We start from the raw sequence: 15736 nt of genomic DNA, 5'->3' as shown, positions 1-15736 counted from the left end.
CATGACGACCCACAACCCCAAAGAACTGCTGCTCCAGGCCAAGGGCCTGCAGGCCTGGTACGGCGCCGCGCAAATCCTGTACGACGTGGACCTGGACGTGCGCCGTGGCGAAGTCGTGGCCCTGATGGGCCGCAACGGCGCAGGCAAGTCCACCACGCTCAAGACGCTGATGGGCATGCTGGCCAAGCGCAAGGGCAGCATCCAGTTCATGGGCCGCGACCTCTCCAAAACCGACCCGCACGACGCCGCGCGCCTGGGCCTGGGCTTTGTGCCCGAAGACCGCCGCGTGTTCACCGACCTCACGGTGATGGAGAACCTGGAAGTGGGCCGCCAGCCCGCCCGCACCTGGCCCGACGGCACGGCTGCCCCGGTGTGGACGCCCGAGCGCCTGTTCAAGCTCTTCCCCAACCTGGGCGAGATGCCCCAGCGCCCCGGCGGCCGCATGAGCGGTGGCGAGCAGCAGATGCTCACGGTGGCCCGCACGCTCATGGGCAACCCCTACTTGGTGCTGCTGGACGAGCCCTCTGAAGGTGTGGCCCCTGTCATCGTGGAGCAGATGGCGCACATGATCCTGGAGCTGAAGGAGCAGGGCGTGAGCATCCTGCTGTCCGAGCAGAACATGCACTTTGCCGAGCTGGTGTCCGACCGCGCCTATGTGCTCGAAAAGGGCCAGATCCGCTACCAAGCCAGCATGGAAGAGCTGGCCGCCAACGAAGAGGTGCGGCGCGCCTACCTCAGCGTGTGAAGCAGAAGTTCCCCGGCCCTGGCCCTACCGGGCCGTGGCCGATGTGTCAGTGCGTTCCCAACCGGAGTGTTCACCATGCAAACTGCGCAACGTCGTCGCTTTCTTCTTCAATCGGCCGCGCTCACCGTAGTCGGGGCCGGCCTCCCTGCCAGCTGGGCGGCAGGCAAGATCAAACCCGGTGAGCGAGCGGCGCTCATCGTGGTGGATGTGCAGAACTGTTTTGTCCCCGGCGGGACGCTGCCCGTGGCCAAGGGGGATGAGGTGGTGCCCGTCATCAACCGCATCGCCGCAGCGTTTGAAAACGTGGTGGTCACGCAGGACTGGCATACCCAGGGTCACGCCTCGTTCGCCAGCACCCATGCAGGCAAGAAGCCGTTTGAAACCACCCAACTCAGTTACGGCCAGCAGGTGCTGTGGCCCGATCATTGCGTGCAGGGCACCGACGACGCCGCCCTGCACAAGGACCTCCAGGTGCCCAAGGCCCAGGTGATCCTGCGCAAGGGCTTTCACCAGCATGTGGACAGCTACTCGGCCTTTGAAGAGGCCGACCGCAAGACCTCCACTGGCCTGGCGGGTTACCTCAAGCAGCGTGGCATCAAGACCGTGTTTGTCACGGGCCTCGCCACCGACTTCTGTGTAGCCTGGACGGCGCTCGACGCCAAACGCCTGGGCTTCGAAACCTATGTGGTCGAAGACGCCACCCGCGCCATTGACCTCAACGGGTCGCTCGATGCGGCCTGGAAAAACATGAAGGCCAAGGGCGTCAAACGCATCCAGTCCAGCGATATCGAAGTCGCCTGATGGCGCACTGCCCCGGTGCTTCGGCGCCGGGGTTTGACGGATTCACAACACCCCGCAGAAATGGTTGCGCTGCCGCTCCGCTTGCAGGGAAACTTGCGCACTTGATGTAAGGAGCGTTTCATGAAATGTCGTGGGATGGAGGAGGGGGGCATCGACCGCCGTGCGGTGCTGACAACACTGGCCGCCGCTGCTCTGGGGGCCGCAGGCACGGCAGCCGCCGAGACCGGGGTGACAGACACCCGCATCAAGGTAGGCCAGTCGGCCGTGTTCACCGGCCCGGCCAAGGATTTCGGGGTGGACTACAAGGCCGGCATTGCGCTGGCATTTGACAAGGTGAACAAGACTGGCGGCGTGCAGGGGCGCACGCTGGAGCTGGTGTCGCACGACGATGCGTACGAGCCCAAGAAGACGGCCGAAAACACCGCCAAGCTCATTGACGAAGACAAGGTCTTTGCCCTGATCGGCTACGTGGCCACCGGCAATCTCATCGCCGCCATGCCCCTGGCCGAAAAGGCGGGCGTGCCCATGTTCGCGCCGCTGGTGGGCACCACGTCGTTCCGTACCACGCACAACCGCTACCTGTTCCATGTGCGTGCCAGCTACGAGACCGAGCTGCGCAAGATCGTGGGCCATCTGGCCACGCTGGGCATCAACAACATCGCCGTCATCTATCAGAACAGCGCGTTCGGCAAATCCAACCTCGACACCTGCCTGCAGATCGCCCAGGGCCTGAAGGTGAAGGTGGTGGATTCCGTGCCCATGGAGATCGCCGCCACCGACGCCAAGCCCCAGGTCGCGCAGCTCACCAAGGCCCAGCCGGGCGCGGTGGTGATGATCATGGCGGGCAAGATGGTGGAGGTGTTCTTGCGCGACTACCGGGCTGCGGGCGCCGCGTCGCCGCTGTACACCATCTCGGTGGGCATCACCGACGCACCGGGGTCTGCCCAGCGCCTGAACGGCGGCATCGAAGGGCTGGTCACGGCCAGCATCGTGCCCTCGCCGCAGGCCAGCCGTCTGGCCATCGTGGCCGACTACCGCAAGGACCGCGCGGACGCGGGCGAGAAGATCGACAGCTACACCATGCTGGAGGGCTACATCGTCGCACGCGTGTTTGTGGAAGGTGTCAAACGCGCAGGCAAAGCGCTCACGCGCGAAGGCTTCATCAAGGCCATGGAAGACATGGGCACTACCAAAATCGGGGACTTTCCGCTGGTGTATGGCCCTAACAACCACAATGGCTCCAACTTTGTGGACCTGGAGATGTACACGCGCAGCGGGTCGCTGCGACGCTGACTGAGAACAACCCACCGAGACATGCACGCGCACGCTTCACCCTCCCCGGTCGTTGTCAACGGCCAGCCGTTGGTCCTGCCGCAGAGCACCTTGGCCAGCGCCACGCTGCTGCACGTGCTGCGCAACGACTTGGCCCTCAACGGCCCCAAGTACGGCTGCGGCCTGGGGCAGTGTGGTGCCTGCACGGTGCTGGTGGATGGCATTGCCGCGCGGGCCTGCGTGATCCCGGCGCAGGGCGTGGCAGGCCGCGAGGTGACCACGCTGGAGGGGCTGCCCGGGCGCTGCCGCAGCACCGAAGGACTTCACCCGGTGCAGCAAGCCTTTGTGGATGAGCAGGCCGCGCAGTGCGGTTACTGCCTCAATGGCATGGTGATGATGGCTGTGGCCCTGCTGGAGCGAAACCCTGACCCCGATGAAGCGGCAGTGCGCCGCGAACTGTCGGGCAACCTGTGCCGCTGCGGCACGCATGTCGAAATCATCCGCGCCGTACTGAGCGCGGCGGTGCTGATGCGCGAGGCCCAGGCATGAGCGCCACACCTCACAACGCAGCGCCCCTGCGCGCCCACAGCCCGCTCACCCGCGCCGACTTCCATGCCGCCCAGGGCGTGCTGCTGGTGGTGCGCAACCCGCCGCCTGCCCCGCCACCCGTCAAGGGCCAGCCCGCGTTGGTGGCGGGCAACCCGGCCGAAGGGGTGGAGATCCTGATCGCCGTGTGGGACGACGGCAGCGTGACCGCACTCAACGGCCATGTGGACCTGGGCACCGGCATCCGCACCGCACTCGCGCAGATCGTGGCCGAAGAACTCGATGTGCCGCTGGCGCAGGTGAACATGGTGCTGGGCGACACCACGCGCGCGCCCAACCAGGGCGCCACCATCGCGAGTGCATCTATCCAGATCCACGCCAAGCCCCTGCGCATTGCCGCCGCACAGGCCCGCCACTGGCTGGTGGCGCAGGCCGCAGAGCGGCTGGGCGTGCCGGTGGATCAATTGCAGGTGCGTGCCGGTGTGGTGCAGGTCACGGCAGACCCGTCGCGCCAACTCGCCTACGGCGCGCTGCTGGCAGGCGCACACACCACGCTGGAGCTGGCCGACGCCACACCCACCAAGACGGCGGCCGACTACACCGTGGTCGGCCAGTCCGTGCCGCGCGTGGACATCCCCGCCAAGGTCAGCGGCGAGCTGGTGTTTGTGCACGACATGCGCGTGCCAGGCATGCTGCACGGCCGCGTGGTCCGCCCGCCGTATGCGGGGGCCGACCATGGAGACTTCATCGGCAACACTCTCGAATCGGTGGACCAGCAGTCCATCGCTCACATCCCCGGCATCCGTGCCGTGGTGGTGATCCGCGACTTTGTAGGCATCGTGGCCGAGCGCGAGGAACAGGCCGAGCAAGCCCTGCGCGAGCTGAAAGTACGCTGGAAGGACTGGCCCGGCTTTCCGCGCCAGGACAGCGCCGAGGCGCTGGAGCAGGCCATCCGCGCCAACCCCGCCACCCAGCGCCGCCTGGTGGACGAGGGCGATGTCGAGGGCGCCCTGGCCGCGCTGTCTGTCGACGGCCAGCCCATGCCACGCACCTATGTGTGGCCGTATCAGATGCACGGCTCCATCGGCCCGTCGTGTGCGGTGGCCGAATGGCGCAGTGATGACAGCACGGGCCGCCCGCGCATGACCGTGTGGGCGGGCTCTCAGAACCCGCACGTGCTGCGCGCCGACCTGGCCCGCCTGATGGGCCTGCCCGATGTGGACATTGACCTCATCCGCATGGAGGCCGCAGGCTGCTATGGCCGCAACGGGGCCGACGATGTGGCGGCCGATGCCGCGCTGCTGTCACGCGCCGTGGGCGCCCCGGTGCGCGTGCAGCTCACGCGCGAGCAGGAGCATTTGTGGGAGCCCAAGGGCACGGCGCAGCTCATGCAGGTGCGCGGCGGGCTCAAGGCCGATGGCACCGTGGCGGCGTACGACTTTGAAACGTCCTACCCCTCCAACGGCGCGCCCACGCTGGCCCTGCTGCTCACGCGCACCATCGAACCCGTGGCCCAGGCCTACGAGATGGGCGACCGCACCGCGCGCCCGCCCTACCAGTACGACAACCTGCGCGTGGCCGTCAACGACATGCCGCCCATCGTGCGTGCATCGTGGCTGCGCGGCGTGTCGGCACTGCCCAACTCGTTTGCGCACGAGTCGTATGTGGACGAACTGGCCACGGCAGCGGGTGTGGACCCGGTGCAGTTCCGGCTGCAACTGCTGAACGACCCGCGCGCCGCCGAACTGGTGCAGGCCACGGCCGAAAGGGCGGGCTGGATTCGCCGCACCGGCCCGCAGCAACGCCCGTTGGATGGCGATTGGGTGCAGGGCCAAGGCTTTGCCTACGCCCGCTACATCCACAGCAAATGGCCCGGCTTTGGCGCGGCCTGGGCCGCCTGGGTGGCCGATGTGGAGGTCAACAAGAAGACCGGCGAGGTGCATGTGCGCCGCGTGGTCGTGGGGCACGACGCGGGCCTGATGGTGAACCCCGCCGGCGTGGAGCAGCAGGTGCACGGCAACGTGCTGCAGACCACCAGCCGCGCGCTCAAGGAGCAGGTGACTTTTGAGCCCGTCAAGCAGGCCGTGGACAACCGCGAATGGGGCAGCTACCCCATCCTGAGCTTCCGCGAAGTGCCGGTCATCGAGGTCATGCACATGCCCCGGCAGGACGAGGCGCCGCTGGGCTCGGGCGAGTCGTCGTCCGTGCCGGGCACAGCAGCGATTGCCAACGCGATTTTTGATGCGACCGGCGTGCGTTTCCGCGCACCGCCGTTCACGCCCGAGGTGGTGCGCGCAGGGCTCAACCCCTTGCCCGGTGGCGCAGGCGAGGCGGCTGCAGGCAGCCCCCCACCCACCGAGCAGGCCGAGGTTTTGCCCACGCTGGAGCTGCCCGCACCCACCGTGCCCGCCAGCGCCACCTGGCCCGCAAAACGCAGCCCCTGGGCACGTGCCTTGGCTTTGGTCGCTGGTGGCATCGCCATGGGTGCCGCGCTGCTGGGCTGGCGCCCCTCCATCGCGCCCGTGGTGCAGACGGCGGGTGCGTCGGTCTACAACGCCGCCACCATCGAGCGCGGCCGCCTGCTGGCCGCTGCCGGTGACTGCGCGGTGTGCCACACCGCCCCGGGCGGCACGCCCAACACGGGCGGCCGCGCCATGGAAACGCCCTTTGGCAAGGTCTACACCACCAACCTCACGCCCGACGCGGAAACCGGCATCGGCCAGTGGTCCTTCAGCGCTTTCCAGCGCGCCATGCGCGAGGGCATCTCGCAGGGCGGCAAGCACCTGTACCCCGCGTTCCCCTACACCTCGTTCGCCAAGATGAGCGACGACGACCTGACCGCGCTGTACGCCTACCTGATGGCGCAGCCCGCCGTGCGGGCCGAGGTGCCCAAGACCCAGTTGACCTTCCCGTTCAGCGTGCGCCCCCTCATGGCGGGCTGGAACGCGCTGTTCCACGACGCCACGCCGTTCAAGCCGGACCCAAACCGCCCCCCCGAATGGAACCGGGGCGCCTACCTGGTGCAGGGCGTGGGCCACTGCGGTGCCTGCCACACGCCGCGCAATGCGCTGGGGGCCGAGTTGGGTGGCGCTGCGTTCCTCTCGGGCGCCATGATTGATGGCTGGGAGGCGCCTGCGCTCACCGGCCTGTCGAAGGCGCCCGTGCCCTGGACGGCCGATGCGCTGTATGGCTACCTGCGCCACGGCCACAGCCCGCAGCACGGCAGCGCCTCCGGCCCCATGGCGCCCGTGGTGCGCGAGCTCGCCCACTTGCCCGATGACGACATTCGCGCCATGGCGGGCTACCTGGCCTCGTTCACCGCGACAGACGCTGCTACCCAGCCAGCCGCCCAGCCTGTGTCTGACCCGCAGCAGCGCGCCCAGACCGCCGTGGCCCAGGCCGCAGCGCTCGCGCCGCAGCCCGGCCAGGCCCAGCGTCTGTTCGAGGGTGCCTGCGCCGCCTGCCACCACGATGGCGACGGCCCGAAGCTGCTGGGCGTGAACGTGCCCCTGGCGCTCAACAGCAACCTGCACAGCGACCGGCCCGACAACCTGCTGCAGGTCATCGTGCACGGCATCCGCGAGCCCGCCGCGCGGGACATCGGCTTCATGCCCGGCTTCGGCCACGTGCTCAGCGACGCGCAGATCACCGAGCTGGCGGGCTACATGCGCCAGCGCTACGCCCCCGACCGCCCGGCGTGGCGCGATGTGCCCGGGGCATTGGCCCGCGTGCGGGCGGGGCCTGCGCATCCTTAGAGCGGCTAACAAAACTCTTCTGGCGTTGTTGCTGTGTCTTGTCGTACTGCTCGTACTGCCTCCGACACAGCGCCTAGCCAGAACCGCTTCGCTGAGTTTTGTTAGCCGCTCTTAGACGGTGCCGACGACCCTCCAGGCCATATCTGGGGGATCGTCAGCACGTTTTGAAGCTTTTTGGTGCTGATGCGCTAGTGGAATATGCGCAAGCAGCTATCAAAAGTGGAGCAAATGGATCATCCGTAGGCCCCGTGTTCAGCCCGACAATCAGGCTGCACCACCGCCCAGACACCATGACCGCTGCCGCTCCCTTGCCATCGCACAGCGCCCTGCGCACCCCACACCGGCGCGTGCAGCGCATTGGCGGGGCCGCAACGCTGGTCCTGTGTTGCCTGGCCCTCACGGCCTGCGGGCCGGACGTGCAGGGGTCGCCCAAGCCGCCTGCGGCGTTTGGCCCCGTACAGAGCAGCTGGTTCGGCTGCCCGTCCCTGCAGGGGGTGTACGCCTGGCCGCCGGTGGCGCCCGCGGGCGTGCGGGGCAGCCTGCCGTTTTTTACCGGCTCGGCCGAGATGCAGGTCTGGGTGCAGCAGCAGCGCGGCGAAACCACGCTGCGCACGCGCACCATCAACCGCGCGCGCAACGTGCGCACTTCGCTCACCCGGCAGTGGAGCCTGGTCACCTACAGCGGCGCGCAGGCCCGCTGCAGCTCCGGCATGCTCGACCTGGCTCCGCAGACCGCGCCGTCCGGCAACGAGCCGGGGGCCTCTGGCGTGCTGCAGGGCTTCAGGCTGGCGCTGCTCAAGGACGGCGGCCTGGCTGTGGGCAAGCGCACCCTCACTACCGGCAACAAGGGCTCGTACTTTTCGTGGGGTGGGCAGTCCTACGGCAGCTACGACGCGCCCGATGTGGAGACCTGGACCTGGTTCAAGCTGGCCCGCACCGCTGCGGGGGACAGCGAGCCGCCGGTCATCGACGCCTACGTGCCCGGGGCCACCTCTCCATAAGCCCCTTGGTTGCAGAGCGGCGCGCGAAAAAAGCCGCGAACTTCCCCGTTTATCGCGCTACCGCCTGCGCTGCCACCTCGGCACAGTTGCATCGGGGCTTGGTCCATGGCGGGGCAGGCCCGGGTGCCCGCCTCTTTTTGTAGTGGCAGGCGCCCATGTCATCGGCCAGCCTGCGCGGCAGGCCGCCCACTGTTGCCGTTCAAGGAGAAGACCATGCCCGCTAGCGAAATTGAAATCCACGCGATCGTGCTGCGACTGCTGCGTGAAGGCTATACCGCCCTGACCGCCGCCCAACGCCGGGTGGTGGACACGCTGATGGCGGTGTGCTGACGCCGGCCTGCGGGCTGTTCGAAGGCCCCACGGGGCTGTTCGCGATCCGTTTGAAGTCTTTTGGGCCGGATGCGCTAGTGCCCATTGCCTGAGGCGCTATTAAAAATGTAGTGATTGCAGCTCGGCCTGCATCGCCTGCGCAATCAGGCGCATGTCGTGGTCGCTGACGGCAAACAGCCCAAAGCGGAACTTGCTGCCCCAGCGGTGGCGGTCGTCCACAAACTCGAAGTCGTCCAGCAGCGGTGCAATCGCTGCCTCACGCGCAGGCACATAGGCCACATCCCGCCGCGAGGGCACAAACCCGCCGCCCATGTCAAACGCATAGGGGGCGCCCGGCAACACGATGCCGATGGAAACAAACGCCTGCAGCCGGTCCTTGCCGCCCATCGTGACGGTGGGCGCGTAGTACGCAACACGGTCGCCGGGGCGTATGCGCTGCAGGGGCGCCACCTTGCCGTGGCATACCTGCATGTAGCCCGCGCCTGGCGTGGCGCAGCCCCGGCGGGCGTGCTGGGCGCAGGCCACCGCGATCCAGTTGCGGCGCGGGGCGGCTGCAGGGGTCGCTGCCGGCAGTGGCATGTCGCTGCGCGCAGGCTCGGCATCCGGCCAAAGGGGGTGTTGCAGCAGGGCGTCGGTCATGAGAAAAGCTCCTGGTCAAAGAAGCCACCGATGGTGCGGGCCTGCTGCTGACACCGCAGTGTCAGTACCTTTGCAGCATCCCTGTGCGCAGCGCAGCGCAACGCCTCAGACCAGCTGCCCCCACTGCCACAGCGCAAACCCGCCCAGCAGCAGGGCCGACGCCCGGTTGATGCGCAGGCGCCAGGCGGGTGTAAAACGCTGGCGCTGGTAGGCGATCGCACTGGTCAGCAGCAGCCACCAAGCGGCAGAGCCCACCAGCACGCCCGCCACCATCCACAGCGGCGACGGCAGGCTGGGCCGGCCGCCGCCCAGCGAGCCAAACACCGCAATGAACGACACGATGGTGGCCGGGTTGGCCAGCGTCAGCGCAAACGTGCCCGCCGCCAGGCCCAGCAGGCCCCGTGCGTCGCGCGCCGGGGCGGCGGTGTGGGCCACGGGCGCGTGCCAGGTGCGCCACGCCAGCACCAGCAGCAGTGCGCCGCCGCCCAGTGCCAGCGGCGTTTTGGCCTGCGTCAGCCCGTCGATGAGCCAGCGCACGCTGAAGGCGCCCACGGCGCCATACACCGCATCGGCCGCGGCGGCGCCCAGGCCGGTGGCCAGCCCGGCCGCAAGGCCCCGCTCCAGGGTGCGTTGCATGGTCAGCAGGCCAATGGGGCCCACAGGGGCCGCGATGAGCATGCCGATGACGGCGGCTTGCAGAAACACGGTGATTGAAGTGAAGTCCATGCACCGATGCTAGGGCGGCGGCGGGCGGTGGAGAATGCAGAAAGTTCGGCGGATCCCGCATTGGGTTTCGTTTTTTTCTGTGCCAATTGATAAAGGCTTTTATGGAAGTCGATGACAAAGCCTGGCGCCTGATCAGCGCGCTGCAGGCCGATGGCCGCGCTTCGCTCAAGGAACTGGCCGAGGCCGTGGGCCTGTCGGTGCCCGCCACGCTCGAGCGTCTGCGCCGCCTGCAAGAGGCGGGCGTGGTGCGCGGCGTGCATGCCGATATCGACCCCGCCAAGGTCGGCTACGGCGTGCGCGCGGTGGTGGGCATCAACGTGCCGCAGCCCGGCAAGAAGGCGCTGATCGACAAGCTGCGCCAGTCGCCCCAGGTGCTTGAGTGCCACCATGTCAGCGGCAACGACTCGTATGTGATGCAGGTCGTGGCGCGCGACCTGCCCGATCTGGAGCGCTTCTTGGGCGACATCAATGGCTATGGCGAAACGCGCACATCCATCGTGTTCTCCACGCCCATCCCGCTGCGCGGCCTGGCCCGGCCGGAGGCGGGCTGACCCACCCCTCAGAACGTGATCTTCACCGACGCCGCACTGCGCTGCGCGTCGCCATGGAACACGGCTTCGATGTTGTTCCCATCCGGGTCCAGCACAAAGGCCGCGTAGTAGCCGGGGTGGTAGGCGCGCTCGCCCGGCGCCCCGTTGTCGGTGCCGCCGTGGGCCAGCGCAGCGCGGTAGAACGCATCCACCATCGCCCGGTCCTGCCCCTGGAACGCCAGGTGCGTGCGGCCTGTCAGGTGCCCTTGCGCGGCCACGCTGTTGGCTGTGGAGACAAACAGCTCATCCGCCCAGAAGTAGTCCTCGGCCGTGCCGCCCATGGGCACGTTCAGTGCGTCGAACACGGCCGCGTAGAACCTGCGGCTGGCGGCGAGGTCGCGCACCACGAGCTGGATGTGGTCGATCAGCCGGCCTCGGTGCAGTTCCTGTGCTTCCATGGGGTCTCCTTTCGGTGAGAGGAATCGGTGCCAGGACTCAATCGGGCGCATGCAGCCCGACACGGTTGCCATCCAGGTCATGGATGTGCGCAAAGAACCCCATGCCCGGCGGCAGCGCCTGGCGCGGCAGCGCTACGCGGCCGCCCTGGGCCACCGCGCGCTCCAGCGCGGCGTCGAGCGAGGGCGAGGCGTCCAAGTACACCAGTGTGCCGCTGTCCGATACCCTCGGCGCCGTGGGGCCCATCATCAGCGCGCCGCCCGCGCCATCGGCTTCGGGGTCGTAGGCAAACACGGCGCCCTCGCTCGGGCCCATGTTCTCGCGGCGCATGGGCTGGCCCAGCACGGCTTCGTAAAAGGCCTGGGCGCGGTCCAGCTGGGTGGTGGGGATCTCAAACCAGGCGATGGCGTTTTTCATGGGGGCTCCTTGTGTGGGGAAGAAAGAAGCCTCGATGGTGCGCAGGGGCTACTGACAGCGGCGTGTCAGCAGCGCGCAGTGGCGCGAATGTCAGGAGGGCCGCCGGCCCCTTGCGAACAGGCGCACGCCGGGCAGCACGACATCAGACAGAAGCTCAGGCGGCAGAGCCTTTGCGCAGCATGGCCTGTAGCGATGCTTTGCCGAGGCGGTGTTGAGGTGCTGCCGTCCTGTGCGTTGCCCTCAGCGTTTTGGCGGCGCGGAGCGGGTTGTCAATACACCGCAGGCGGGGAGCCGGTCATCGCCCACTGCCGCGCAAGCTGCTCAGCCAACTGCTGGCGCTGGGCATAGCGCCGCGCATACATGGCCCGCTTTTGGGTGGGAATATCCGCGGCTGCGCGCTCGGGCAGTGTGCGGGGCAGGTCCCAGTAGCCATGCCCCTGGCGCAGACCGCCTGCTTCTTGCCATAAGGCGCGGTAGTCAAACGTGAACCCCTTGCCAGGGGCTCGGTTGCGTTGCTTGATCTGGTAGTCGGGGTCGATGCCCTGTATGTGTTCTATGCCCCAAAGCTGGCACAGCATCACGAAAACATGGAGCAGCAGCGTGGCCGGCCGCAAGCCATGGGTGCGCTTGGTCAGCATACGAATCCGATCCTGTGTGTCCTCGTGGGATTTTTGCAGCCCTTGGAGCGATGCGACCAGCACATGGCGGTTTGCCAGAAACCCGAAGCTCAGGTTGAACAGCGCAACGCCCTGCGCGTCCACCAGCGTGAGCGCCCAAAGGCCTTCGTGGCAACAGATGCGGTTTCTGCCCAGGTGAATGGCAAAGTCGTTAGTCTGGCACAGCGCAATGCGCTCACCATGGCGCAAGCGTTCGCAGCGATCGGGCCCGAAGACGGCATGGGCCGCAGCCAGATCGGTTCCACAAGCGGTGAGGCGCTTTCCCACGCCCCAGCGCTCGTCCAGGAATGCACGCCATGGAATGAAGTACAGCGTGGGTTCGGCGCGGAACATGGTCGCCCACTCGGGCAGGGTGGCCAGCTGGCGTGCAAACCGCCGGCGGCTTTGTTTGGAAAACCACATCCGCAGGCCATATTTCAAACCTTCGCCGGGGCGCTCGGCGCGTTGCGCACCCAGAACCTCTTCCATGCCGGGCCAATAGGGAGAGGGGGCGGTGGCGTGCCGCCAAGCGCGATGCAGGGGTTGCGCAAGGGTGAGGTGGGCCATATCCGGCTACAGAAGCAAAAGTTTCGCAAATGTACCGTTTTGTAAATACAAGTAAATTAAAGTAAACCCGAGTAAGCGAAAAACCGGCGCTGCCAGAGGCATCAGCGGCCTTGTTCGCTACGGTGCGGGGAAAAAGGGGTGACTGCAACGCATCACCTTAAGCCAGGCGGTCAGTCAGCAGGCCGAGGGCGAGACGCCGCCACCTGCGCCCGAAACGCACGTGGCGACAGCCCCGCGTCGCGCGTGAAGGCGCGGGTGAAGTACGCCGGGTCGGCATACCCAAGCGTGTAGGCAATGGTGGCCACGCCCAGGTGCGTGTAGGCCAGGTTGCGCCGCGCCTCGCGCATCAGCCGCGCCTCAATCAGCCGCTGGGCCGACACACCCGTGGTGGCCCGCGCCACACGGCTCAGGTGCGTGGGCGATACGGCCAGCGCGCGCGCGTAGTCCGCCACCTGCCAGTGCTCCAGAAAATGCGCCTCGATCAGCACCTCCAGCCGCTGCACCAGGCTGGACTCTGGCGCTGCCGCGTCGCCCGGGCTGTGCTCTTCCATCGCGCGGGCCACCCAGCCCAGCAGCGTGGCGCTCAGGCCCCGCAGCACCAGCGCACGCGCCTTGGCGCGGCCCGAGAACTCCTGCCAGACCTGGCCCATGGCCTGGTGCAGCTCCGGCGGCGCAGGCGCCACGGCGGGCCGCGCCAGGTCGCGCCGCACATCGCCCACGCGCACAAAAATCTCGTCCATCAATTCATCGGCCAGCGTGGCCACCCAGCCTTGTGTGTGCTGCGTAAAGCGGAATGCGTGCACATGCCCCTGCGGCACGTTGATGAGCGCACCGGCAAACAGCCCAATCCGCTCGCCATCCAGGTGCGCCACGCCCCCGCCCGACGTGATCAGCAGCACCTGGTGCAGCCGCGTGTGCCGGTGCGGTGCCAGCTCCCAGTCGTGCAGCGCCGACCGCTCGGCAATCGTCTCGCAGTGCAGCACATCGGGCAGGTGCTGCGACTCGCCAAACAGGCTGTAAGAGCGGATGCCATCGATGTTCGAAAAGTGCATGTTCTGGCTCCATCCGTCCATTCAACGCGGCGACTGTGCCACGTATCTTTGGGCGGTCGTTTTGACCCATGTCATCAACCCCACAGAGCGGCTCACACAACTCAGCGCAGCGGCCCTGGCTAGGCGTTCTGCCGCAAACAGTACAAGCAGTACGGCAAGGCAGGACAACAACGCCAGGGGAGTTTTGTGAGCCGCTCGCCACAAAGGAGACACCATGAAAACCCAGGTTTGCATCATCGGCGGAGGCCCCTCGGGCCTCATGCTCTCGCAGCTCTTGCACCTCAAGGGCATCGACACCATCGTGCTGGAGCGCCAAAGCCGCGAATACGTGCTGGGCCGCATCCGAGCAGGCGTGCTGGAACACGGCTTTGCCGCACTCATGCGCGAGGCCCAGTGCGGCGAGCGCATGGACCGTGAAGGCGAGATCCACGACGGCTTCATCATCGCCCACGACGGCCAAATGGACCGGGTCGATTTGCACAAGTACAGCGGCGGCAGCTCCGTCGTGGTCTACGGCCAGACCGAGCTGACGCGCGACCTGTACGAAGCGCGCGACCGCATGAAGGGCGTCGTCATCCACAACGCCGAAGACGTGCAGCCACACGACCTGAAAAGCGCCAACCCGTATGTGACCTACCGCAACGGCGACGAGGTGGTGCGCATCGACTGCGACTTTGTCATCGGCGCCGACGGTTTCCACGGCGTAAGCCGCAAGTCCATTCCGCGCGACGTGCTCAAGGAATACGAGAAGGTGTATCCCTTCGGCTGGCTGGGCGTGCTCTCGCGCACCAAGCCCGTATCGCCCGAGCTGATCTACGCCAAGCACGAACGCGGCTTTGCGCTGTGCTCGCTGCGCTCGCAGGTGCTGAGCCGCTACTACATCCAGGTGCCGCTGACGGACACCGTGGAAGACTGGTCCGACGAAGCCTTCTGGGCCGAGCTCAAACGCCGCTTGCCCGCCGAAGTGGCCGAGCGCCTGATCACCGGCCCCTCCATCGAAAAGTCCATCGCCCCCCTACGCTCCTTCGTGGCCGAGCCCATGCGCTATGGCAACCTGTTCCTCGCGGGCGACGCCGCCCACATCGTGCCGCCCACCGGCGCACGGGGCCTGAACAGTGCTGCATCCGACATCTACTACCTGTACCACGCCATGGTCGCGCACTACAAGGATGGCGACAGCACCGGCCTCGACAAATACTCCGAAAAGGCCCTGGCCCGCGTGTGGAAGGCCCAGCGCTTCTCGTGGTGGATGACGACCATGCTGCACACCTTCCCCGAGTCGCTGGCCTACGACCAGAAGTTGCAGGACACGGACCTGGCGTACCTGTTCTCGTCGGAGAAGGCGCTGGGGTCGCTGGCGGAGAACTATGTGGGGTTGCCGTTCTGAGCATCCGGTAGCAGCACGCCACCCAATCAAAGGCCTGCATGGGGTTCCCTCATGCAGGCCTTCTTGAATGTACCCGGTCGGCACTGTGTGCAAGTGGCGATCCGTCTGCTCACGCGGCGCGCCCTGCGGCCTGCGCACTGCGACCAAATACAGCCGCACGAAAAGCCGTTTTCCATGCAGATGCCTTGCACGGCAATCCTCATCTGCTACGGCAAATTTAAGCAGAACTGATGCTTACGCCAGCACAGCAGGCCCGATAGCATCGCACCAAGTTTTCAGATCATTTGCCCAGTGTGCCGGTGTGAGATTCGGCGATGGCTTGAACACGATGAAGCTGCTGACGCAGCGTTTTGAGGCCGCGCGCTTTACGACAGATAGTGGCAATCAACAGCCAGGAAAATCTCAAAAATGGATTGGGTCCCGATAGTCTTCATTGTGTTCAAAGTGGCCGTGTTTGGCACCGGCATGTTCTTTGCCATCAAGTGGCATTACGACGAAGGGAAGAAGGCGAAAAGCGAAGCTAGCAGAGCGCAAGGGCCGGTTGAACGCACACCGACAGAGTGAGTTGAGACACATGCGGATGTAAACTGAGAGATGCTGCAAAGCAGGTATTTGGAGGGGGTGGCGGCTTCAGGCTGATCTGAGTTACCCACGTCATGCAACCTGTGCGACCGCTGTGACGGTTAGCCGCACACGCCGCCGCTATCCTGCTGGGCCTGCTTGAGCAAGCCCGTCAGGCGCAGAACGGTCTGGACTCCAGAGCTCCGCAGATCCGCCTTCCAGAGGTAGTAGTCGATGCGGTGTACCTGCATCATTTTGTGCGTTCGTCAGCGCTGTGCTGCTGCTCGTGGCGCTC

The 15736-nt window shown here is 66.7% G+C and carries 14 protein-coding genes; 8 read left to right on the top strand and 6 right to left on the bottom strand.

All coding sequences use genetic code 11. The features are described from left to right. Position 1 precedes the first annotated feature (1 nt). The 6 genes from ASD94_RS12195 to ASD94_RS12170 all read left to right on the top strand — a co-directional run bounded on the left by ASD94_RS12195 (position 2) and on the right by ASD94_RS12170 (position 8120). Complete coding sequence (locus ASD94_RS12195) at positions 2-745, top strand: ABC transporter ATP-binding protein (RefSeq protein WP_056643630.1); 744 nt, start codon at positions 2-4, stop codon at positions 743-745. A gap of 75 nt (positions 746-820) precedes the next feature. Continuing rightward, a complete protein-coding gene (pncA, locus tag ASD94_RS12190) occupies positions 821-1546 on the top strand; it encodes a bifunctional nicotinamidase/pyrazinamidase (RefSeq protein WP_056643628.1) in 726 nt (241 codons plus the stop codon). 120 nt (positions 1547-1666) lie between these two features. Further along, positions 1667-2839, top strand: a complete 1173-nt coding sequence (locus ASD94_RS12185) for an ABC transporter substrate-binding protein (RefSeq protein WP_082576865.1) — start codon at positions 1667-1669, stop codon at positions 2837-2839. Positions 2840-2860: 21 nt separating this feature from the next. Continuing rightward, complete coding sequence (locus ASD94_RS12180; RefSeq protein WP_056643237.1) at positions 2861-3367, top strand: (2Fe-2S)-binding protein; 507 nt, start codon at positions 2861-2863, stop codon at positions 3365-3367. Continuing rightward, positions 3364-7119, top strand: a complete 3756-nt coding sequence (locus ASD94_RS12175; protein ID WP_056643234.1) for a molybdopterin cofactor-binding domain-containing protein — start codon at positions 3364-3366, stop codon at positions 7117-7119. The genes ASD94_RS12180 and ASD94_RS12175 overlap by 4 nt, the downstream gene beginning before the upstream one ends. A 290-nt stretch (positions 7120-7409) precedes the next feature. Next, positions 7410-8120 (top strand): hypothetical protein, encoded by a 711-nt coding sequence (locus ASD94_RS12170; protein ID WP_235510654.1) that lies wholly within the window; start codon positions 7410-7412, stop codon positions 8118-8120. 429 nt (positions 8121-8549) lie between these two features. Here the strand turns inward: ASD94_RS12170 and ASD94_RS12165 are convergent, their stop codons facing one another. Further along, positions 8550-9089: an EVE domain-containing protein gene (locus ASD94_RS12165; protein ID WP_235510652.1), complete on the bottom strand. Its 540-nt coding sequence runs from the start codon at positions 9087-9089 to the stop codon at positions 8550-8552. A gap of 105 nt (positions 9090-9194) precedes the next feature. Further along, entirely contained in the window at positions 9195-9815 is a 621-nt protein-coding gene (locus ASD94_RS12160; protein ID WP_056643228.1) for a LysE family transporter, read from the bottom strand. Positions 9816-9916: 101 nt separating this feature from the next. Here ASD94_RS12160 and ASD94_RS12155 point away from each other — a divergent pair, with 101 nt between their 5' ends. Beyond that, the gene (locus ASD94_RS12155) at positions 9917-10366 is read left to right on the top strand and encodes an Lrp/AsnC family transcriptional regulator (protein WP_015012065.1); all 450 of its coding nucleotides are present in this window, start codon (positions 9917-9919) and stop codon (positions 10364-10366) included. Positions 10367-10374: 8 nt separating this feature from the next. On the opposite strand, the gene ASD94_RS12150 is transcribed toward ASD94_RS12155, so the two are convergent. The 4 genes from ASD94_RS12150 to ASD94_RS12135 form a co-directional block, all read right to left on the bottom strand. Then, positions 10375-10803, bottom strand: coding sequence for a VOC family protein (locus ASD94_RS12150; RefSeq protein WP_056643225.1), 429 nt, complete (start codon positions 10801-10803; stop codon positions 10375-10377). Between the two features lie 37 nt (positions 10804-10840). After that, on the bottom strand, positions 10841-11218 hold the full coding sequence (locus tag ASD94_RS12145) for a VOC family protein (RefSeq protein ID WP_056643222.1): 378 nt from the start codon (positions 11216-11218) through the stop codon (positions 10841-10843). A gap of 269 nt (positions 11219-11487) precedes the next feature. Next, positions 11488-12363 carry a DUF535 family protein gene (locus ASD94_RS12140; RefSeq protein WP_162255824.1) on the bottom strand — a complete coding sequence of 292 codons (876 nt, stop codon included), beginning with the start codon at positions 12361-12363 and terminating at the stop codon, positions 11488-11490. A gap of 248 nt (positions 12364-12611) precedes the next feature. Continuing rightward, on the bottom strand, positions 12612-13493 hold the full coding sequence (locus ASD94_RS12135) for a helix-turn-helix domain-containing protein (protein WP_082576864.1): 882 nt from the start codon (positions 13491-13493) through the stop codon (positions 12612-12614). A 214-nt stretch (positions 13494-13707) separates the two neighbouring features. Here ASD94_RS12135 and pobA point away from each other — a divergent pair, with 214 nt between their 5' ends. Then, positions 13708-14880: a 4-hydroxybenzoate 3-monooxygenase gene (gene pobA / locus ASD94_RS12130; protein ID WP_056643211.1), complete on the top strand. Its 1173-nt coding sequence runs from the start codon at positions 13708-13710 to the stop codon at positions 14878-14880. Positions 14881-15736: the final 856 nt, after the last annotated feature.

The organism is Acidovorax sp. Root70 (genome assembly GCF_001428225.1).
Lineage (GTDB): Bacteria > Pseudomonadota > Gammaproteobacteria > Burkholderiales > Burkholderiaceae_C > Acidovorax.
This window is presented reverse-complemented; position numbering and strand designations above follow the sequence as displayed.